The organism is Yaniella sp., assembly GCF_030453185.1.
Lineage (GTDB): Bacteria > Actinomycetota > Actinomycetes > Actinomycetales > Micrococcaceae > Yaniella.
The window spans coordinates 20,256-27,897 of sequence record NZ_JAKDKW010000027.1 but is presented as its reverse complement, the minus strand read 5'-3'; the positions used below and the strand labels follow the sequence as shown (position 1 = coordinate 27,897).

At 56.9% G+C, this 7,642-nt stretch carries 6 protein-coding genes; 4 read left to right on the top strand and 2 right to left on the bottom strand.

Annotation, left to right across the window (positions count from 1 at the left end; translation table 11 throughout):
• Together L0H14_RS05920 and L0H14_RS05915 are read left to right on the top strand one after the other, a co-directional pair.
• Window positions 1–513 (top strand): metal ABC transporter permease (locus L0H14_RS05920; protein ID WP_301421493.1); only part of this gene is annotated, 513 nt, incomplete at its 5' end.
• Window positions 510–1,352 carry a metal ABC transporter ATP-binding protein gene (locus tag L0H14_RS05915; protein WP_301421492.1) on the top strand — a complete coding sequence of 281 codons (843 nt, stop codon included), beginning with the start codon at window positions 510–512 and terminating at the stop codon, window positions 1,350–1,352. The genes L0H14_RS05920 and L0H14_RS05915, both read left to right, overlap by 4 nt.
• On the opposite strand, the gene L0H14_RS05910 is transcribed toward L0H14_RS05915, so the two are convergent.
• A complete protein-coding gene (locus L0H14_RS05910) occupies window positions 1,346–1,756 on the bottom strand; it encodes a Fur family transcriptional regulator (RefSeq protein ID WP_301417155.1) in 411 nt (136 codons plus the stop codon). The genes L0H14_RS05915 and L0H14_RS05910 overlap by 7 nt on opposite strands.
• A gap of 217 nt (window positions 1,757–1,973) precedes the next feature.
• Between L0H14_RS05910 and L0H14_RS05905 the strand changes: the two genes are divergently transcribed.
• Both L0H14_RS05905 and L0H14_RS05900 read left to right on the top strand, forming a co-directional pair.
• Window positions 1,974–2,960: a sulfurtransferase gene (locus L0H14_RS05905; protein ID WP_301421491.1), complete on the top strand. Its 987-nt coding sequence runs from the start codon at window positions 1,974–1,976 to the stop codon at window positions 2,958–2,960.
• A gap of 79 nt (window positions 2,961–3,039) precedes the next feature.
• On the top strand, window positions 3,040–3,471 hold the full coding sequence (locus tag L0H14_RS05900; protein WP_301417151.1) for an HIT family protein: 432 nt from the start codon (window positions 3,040–3,042) through the stop codon (window positions 3,469–3,471).
• On the opposite strand, the gene hrpA is transcribed toward L0H14_RS05900, so the two are convergent.
• Entirely contained in the window at window positions 3,468–7,559 is a 4,092-nt protein-coding gene (hrpA, locus tag L0H14_RS05895) for an ATP-dependent RNA helicase HrpA (protein ID WP_301421490.1), read from the bottom strand. The genes L0H14_RS05900 and hrpA overlap by 4 nt on opposite strands.
• Between the last annotated feature and the right edge of the window lie 83 nt (window positions 7,560–7,642).

Here is a 7,642-nt window from a genome sequence, read left to right as displayed (position 1 = left end):
TCATTGACCGCCATCCTCTTTGGTGACGCGTTGGGGGTCAGTTGGGCCGATGTCGGAGTGCAACTGATGTTTGTTGTCGGTGTCGGTTTGATGTCGCTGCTGCTGTATCGCCCGTTGATGGTCTTGTCGTTTTCCCCTGATAAATCCCAAGCGCTGGGAATGCGCCCCCAGCTCACACACTGGCTATTGCTGCTCATGATTGCTGCCGCCGTGATAGGTTCCTTTCAGGCCGTAGGCACCCTATTGGTCCTTGGTTTGTTGATCGGACCCGCAGCAGCTGCCGCACTGATCACTCGAACGGTGCCGCGCATGATTTTGACATCACTTCTTCTCGGTATGATCTCTGTTACTGTGGGGTTGATTCTCAGTTACCATCTAGGGACAGCCGCTGGAGCATCGATGGCGTTGGTTGCCATCCTTGGTTTCTTCATAATCCTTACGATTCGAGAAACAGTGGCTGCGATTGTCCGACGCAAGCGCAGCACGACACTAGTTGAGCAAGGAGCCTCATGACTCTCGTTGAAGCCCACGATATCGTGTTGTACCGTGGTTCCCATCGTGCCGTTTCGGCCTCGACGTTTATGATTCCACGCGGCAAGATAACTGCGGTCATTGGGCCAAATGGCTCTGGCAAGACAACGCTATTGCAGTCGGTCGCTGGCATACTTTCGCCGAGTGCAGGTCGCATCGAGGTCCTCGGGCAGCCTGTCAAAGATGTCAAACAAGACATTTCCTTTGTCATGCAGTCAGTGGTCTTCCCAACTGGTACCCCAATTACCGTCAAAGACGTGGTCTGCATGGGCCGATATGCGCAGCGCGGTTGGTTTGGTATTTTCCGTCCGCATGACCGGGCGGCCATCAATTATGCGATGGAAACGATGAACATTACCGACCTCAAGCACCGTCACCTTGAAGAACTTTCCGGGGGGCAACGTCAACGCGTGTATGTGGCACAGGGCATCGCGCAGGGCCACGAAATCCTGGTACTGGATGAACCCATGACCGGCCTCGATCTGAAGTCCATGCGAATTATTGACGACGTTATTCATGCTGAGGTTGAAGAACACGGCCATTCGGTCATTTTGACAACGCACGATCTCGATGAGGCTGCAGCAGCCGACCACGTGATCCTCATGGACGGTAGAGTTATCGCCTCGGGCACACCCGAAGAGGTGTTAACTCGTGAGAACCTTGAAAAAGCATATGGTCTGGGCACACTGCATGAACCTGCTGACGTCAACGGCACGACCGTCGTCGAATTGCCAGAGTGCACGAGCGAAGGCGACACGGCCGTCGTCGAGGACCAATCCGCCGGCTATGGTGAGCGGTTCAGGCGCTACGAAGCTTACTGAGTACACTGCGGGCAGAGCCCGTAAATTTCGAGCGTGTGGTTGATATCCGTGTAGCCGAAATCTTCGCCTACATTATCGGCCCAGTGCTCGATCTTCGGGGCGTCAATCTCAACGGTAGCTCGGCAATTGCGGCACACTAGATGGTGGTGGTGACCGGTCGCGGCGCACTTGCGAAACAGTGTTTGGCCGTCGTCGAGGGCGAGAATGTCTACCAAGCCGTCTTCAACTTGGGCTTGCAGCATTCGATACACCGTGGCAAGCGAGACCGAACGGCCGGTGTCAGCCACGGACTGGTGGACCTGCTGAGCCGACTGGAAGTCAGCGCTGCGATCCAAAATCTCATCGATGGCCTGCTTTTGCCACGTGTTGCGTGTGCGCGGCCGAGACGATGAACCTGACGACATTGTGGAGTGTCACCCTTCTGACGTGATGAATTCGGCCTCCATTGTAACAAGAGCTCCGTGTTAGCCCGCCGGATAACCTAGGAAAGTGCTGAACTGTGCAATTATTATGTCACGGGGTTACAGTTGAAGATGTGAAAATCCTGCAACAGCTCGGCACGACCCGTGTCAATCGACAAGAACCATTAAACGGTGCCTATCTTGCTGGAGGGATCAACCAATGAGCCAACCTGTACTGCTGAGTACTGACGTGCTGGCTGCATGGATGGGGGTTGACCCGACAGATAATTCGCTTCCGAACAGCGACACAGTCCACGTCCGTACGAAAATGCTCTCCGATCAGCTGCGGGACCAGCCCGAAGGCTTCGTGTCAGGCACCCCAGCTCCTGAACCTGGAAAATTGGTCATCTGGGATGTGCGCTGGTCAGCCAGCGATCCCTCCCAAAACCACGAGGCATATCGCCAGGGCCATATCCCCGGCGCCGTCTACGTGTCGATGGCTAGCCACCTGTCCGGTCACGGTTCACCAGCCATGGGCCGGCATCCGCTGCCAGAACCGGCCGACTTCACAGAGTCGGTGCGCATGTTGGGTATCAATGATGGTGACACAGTCGTGGTCTACGACGCCGTTGATTCATCTGCAGCAGCGCGCGCTTGGTGGCTGCTGCGCTATGCCGGGTTAACCAAAGTGTACGTTCTTGACGGTGGGCTCGACGCCTGGCGTGCCCGTGATCTGCCGTTGCAGGCCGGTGAGGTCTTGCCCCGTTTCGGATCGGTGTATCTTTCCTGGGGTAAAATGCCTGTCGTCGATACGGCAGAGGTCCCCGAATTTCTCCGCGCAGGAGGACTGCTGTTCGATGCTAGAGCTTCCGAGCGTTATACCGGTGCATCAGAACCAATCGACCCGGTTGCAGGCCATATTCCGTCGGCGATTTCGGCACCGAGTAGCGACGTCACCGATGCCCACGGCAAGTTCCGCTCAGCCGCCGAGCTTCGTGAGTACTTTGCCGATCTTGGTGCCACCCAGAACACCGGTGTGACAGCTTACTGTGGCTCTGGTGTGACGGCCGCAAAAACTGTGTTGGCCTTAGCGCTGGCCGGGGTAGAGGGGGTCTTGTATCCGGGCTCCTGGTCCGCGTGGTCGTCCTCACGTGACATGCCGGTAGCTACGGGTGAGGCACCTGGGACCATGCCAGAAGACCTATAGAGTTCAACCAGATACTTTTGGCTGGACTGTTACTACACTGGAGCTAGACAGCCTTGTCAGCAACATTTTAGGAGAGAGTATGTCTACGATTTTCACCAAAATTATTGACGGCGAACTGCCCGGTCGTTTCATTTGGCAGGATGACCGCTGCGTGGCGTTCTTGGACATCAGTCCGTTGTCATACGGTCACACCCTGGTGGTCCCTCGTGAAGAAATCGACATGTGGACTGATGCTCCAGAGGAACTGAACGCCCACATCTACACGGTAGCTTCACGCATCGGCGCTGCTCAAGTGAAAGCCCTGGGCGTGGCACGTGCCGGTTTGATCATCCAGGGCTATGAGATCCCACATTTGCACTTACACGTTTTCCCAACGAATTCAAAAGCAGACTTCGATCTGAGTAACCTGATTGAGAATCCAGAGGACGAAAAAATGGCCAGCGCAGCAACCAAAATCCGGGCTGCCCTGCGCGACGCCGGTCACGCAGAGTTCGTCCCGAACGAGAACTAAGCCAACTGTGCTGCGGCGGCCTTCATAGCTTGCCGCAGTCGTTTTTCACTGACACTGGTAGCCGTGCCCAACTCTTGAGCAAACAGTGAGATGCGAAGTTCCTGGAGTTGCCAGAAGATCTCACTGATTGCAGCCGGCGTTGGCACACCCGTGGGGGCCTGGTGTTTCAGGTCCTCGTATTCTTTTTCTAGAGTTTGCACCACCTGCATGTTGAGCCCGTCGCGCTGTAGCGCACCACCGGCGTCTAACTTATCGAGCCGTAAGCTGATGCCTTCCAAATACCGGGGCACATGTCGCAGATGTGCCCACCCGGTCTTCGAAACAAAATGTCCACCGACCAATTGATCGTGGTGGGTCCGTAAATCGGATGCTGCAGCCGCCAACGACAGAGAACGAATTTTGCGAATCCGTCGATCCACGTCACGTGAGAGGTTCAAAATTTTGGCTACCACGGTGGTGACCTTGAACGTAGTATCGATCAAGTCTTCCTGCACCGTTTGCGCCAGGTGCTGATATGCCTGCTGTGTCAGAGGGAGCCCTTCGGGGAGCAACGCATCAATAGCGGTGCGTGTGCAATCAGCAACCAGTGCTGCACTCGTTGGATAGGGAGACTGTGCGAAAGCCAGTTTTTCCTCGGCCGAGAGGTGATCTAGAATATACCGTTGCGGATCCGGCAGCTCGGCCTGCAGCAAGGCAATAATCCCGCTACGATGTACGGCTTGCTGTTCCCCCTGGGTGCGCATGACCACCAGGGCAGCAGAGGGCGTCTTGCCATCTTCAGCTTGCAGCGCGGGGTACCCGGTGACGTTTTGGTTTGCTGAACCCGTCCATATTGCCGTCTGCACGGTAGCCGGTATATCCCCGAAGTCCCATCGTGTCAGTCCGGTCTGTGGGGTAAAGGACGACGACGATTCTGCAGCGACGGGGGAGTGCTGCTTTGTAGACTGTTGTGGCTTCTGCTGTTTTCCCTTTTGTGCGCGCTGACCAGACGTGTTCTTGCGACCTGGCAGTGTCACGCCTTTGGCGTGTGCGGCATCGGTCAGCGATGCTGCCAAGGCGGTCTGGTTTTTGCCGGCAAGATCGCGTTGCAATCGGCCTAAGTTGTCGTCGGTGCCAACAATCGCTCCGCGATCATCCACCACCTGGTAGGTAAAGCGCAGATGCGGTGGCAGCTTGGTAACGGTCCAATCCTCGGGCTTGATGTACTGGTGTTTGGTTCGACGCAGAAACGTTGCCAAGGCCGCATAGAAATCATCGGTGGCAGGGTCTGCTGTAGACGATAGAGCTTCCACGGCCGCCTGGGCGGTATCTGGTGCAGGTACCAGATGCTTTCGAATCGGTTTGGGCAGTCCGCGAATCAGGGCGGTTACCAGTTCAGTGCGGAGCCCCGGGATGAGCCAGTCGAATCGTGTTTGCTCCACCTGGTGTAGTAAAGCCACCGGAATGGTCACGGTCACGCCGTCGGTGCGCGGTCCCACCGGTTGCCCGGTTCCGGAAGCATCGGCGCCAATGGCTGCCACCGGAGTGAACTCATAGTGCAGTGGTAGCTGCACATCGCCGGTGGGAGTGGGGTGTATGAAGACGTCGGGAAATTGGTGGACGTCGACGTCTTGGGCGGCATCCGCCATGAGCTGCGTTGGATCAAGATCCAACAGCTGGGGGTTCTCGTGACGTGCCTTTCGCCACCAGGCATCAAAGTGTCGTTGCGAAACGATGTGTTCTGGAATCCGCGCGTCGTAAAATGCAAAGAGCACATCCTCAGAAACCAGCAAATCTCGACGACGCATACGGGTTTCTAATTCTTGGACCTCAGCGACCCGCTGCAAGTTACGTTTGAAGAAGTGGTGGCGGGTATTCCATTCGCCCTCGATCAGAGCGTGGTGGATAAACATCTGACGGGCAGCACCCTCGTCGACGTTGTAATACCGTACGGGACGATCGGTGACGATGGTGACCCCGTAGACGGTGACGCGCTGTTTTGCCATGGCAGTGCCGTTGCGACGTGACCAGTACGGATCAGATGTATTGACCTTGGCGAGAGAACCTGCGGCGGCTTCAATCCACGCGGGTTCCACGGTCGCAACCTGACGAGCCCACAGCCTGGAAGTTTCTACCAGCTCGGATGCCATCACAAAATCGTGGCGCTTCTTGAACAATCCGGACCCCGGGAACACGGCAAAACGTGATCCGCGAGCGCCCTGATAGTTTTTGCGGCGTTCATCCCAGGCCCCTATGTGCGCGAGTAAGCCCGTGAGAAGTGCTTTGTGAACACCATCGTGGTGTTTGACCGCATCAATGGACGCGTTGGAGGGCAGCTTGATGCCGACTTCTCGTGCAATTTGACGCAGCTGGCGGACTAGATCCTGCCACTCGCGGACCCGCAGGTAGTTAATGAACTCTCTGCGGCACAGTTTGCGGAACTGGTTCCCAGACAGTTCGCGCTGTTGCTCGTGCAGGTAATCCCACAAATTCAACAGTGCGGAAAAATCAGACTTGTCGTCGGTAAATCGGGCATGGAGCTCATCGGCGGCGCCACGGTGTTCTTCGGGACGTTCACGAGGGTCTTGGACGGTTAGCCCAGCGGTGAGTACCAGGAGTTCGGGAACCACATCGTGTTCCTCGGATGCCAGAATCATGCGCGCCAGTCGTGGCGCCACGGGGAGTCGGGCGAGACGCCGACCTACCGGCGTAATGGTGCCCGCCTTGAACGTACGGGTTACCCATTTGCCGCCGCGTCCGCGAACCCGGGTCGGGTTGCCACTGTTCAGCGCACCCAGCTCGGTCAGTAGGGTCACGCCGTCGGTGATTTGTTTGTGTTCGGGCGGTTGTAGAAAGGGAAAGTCTTCTAGCTCTGTGGCGGTGGTGATGATATTGGTCGAGGCCATATGCAAAATGACCGAAGCCAAGGAGGTACGCAGAATTTCTGGATCGGTAAATTCTGGGCGTGCTTCGAAATCTTCTTCGGAATACAACCGGATGGCAATACCCGGGCTGGTACGACCCGCACGGCCGGCGCGCTGTTGGGCGGAGGCTTGCGAGATGCGTTCGATGGGGAGACGCTGGACTTTTGTGCGTTGTGAGTATCGCGAGATACGCGCTGTTCCGGTATCGATCACGTATTTAATACCGGGAACGGTCAGGGACGTTTCGGCTACGTTGGTGGCCAGTACGATGCGTCGGTTGTTGCCAGGCCGGAAGACTCGCTGCTGATCTTGCAGGGACAGCCGTCCAAATAACGGCAGGATGTCGGCTTTAGCCAGTCGTGGATGTCGGGCTAGGCGGGTGCCCAGGACCTCGGCGGCGTCTCGAATTTCTCGCTCGCCGGGGAAAAAGATTAACATGTCGCCGGGTTCTTCGGCTCCGAGCTCTTCAACGGCGTCGGCGATGGCATCCAGCGGATCACGGGCCTCTTCCATATCGTCGGCGTCGTCATCGGGGTCGTCGGCAAGCTGTTCTTGAGCAAGGGGCCGGTAGCGAACCTCAACAGGATAGGTGCGTCCGGACACTTCAACGATAGGGGCGGGGCGGCCATTGGCATCCGCGAAATGCTCGGCAAATGATTCCGGGTCGATGGTTGCCGAGGTGATGATCACTTTGAGATCGTCGCGTTTGCCTAAGAGACGCTTGAGATAGCCCAGGAGGAAGTCGATGTTCAGGCTGCGCTCGTGAGCCTCATCGATGATGATGACGGAATACTTCGACAGGTTTGGGTCGTGCTGAATTTCTGCTAGCAGGATGCCATCGGTCATGACCTTCAGCCGGGTGTCCGCTGATACCTCGGAGGTGAACCGCACCTGATAACCAACAGTGCTCCCGATGTCCTGGCCGAGCTCATCGGCAACTCGCTCTGCAACCGATCGGGCGGCGATACGTCGAGGCTGGGTGTGCCCGATCATGCCAGTGTCGGCAAGGCCCATAGCCAAACACATTTTGGGCAGCTGCGTGGTTTTTCCCGAACCGGTTTCACCGGCGACAATGACCACCTGGTGCTGGGCCAACTGCTCCATAATTTGACCGCGGTGTAGAGATACCGGCAGCTCTTCGGGAAAGGAAATGGCAGACAAATCTACAGACGATGCTTTGGACATGATGCCAAAATTCTACGGTAGTCGGTCCCGCTTTGCGTACTGACGACGCTGGCGGCCAAAATACCGGTGCACAAGGGGACCCC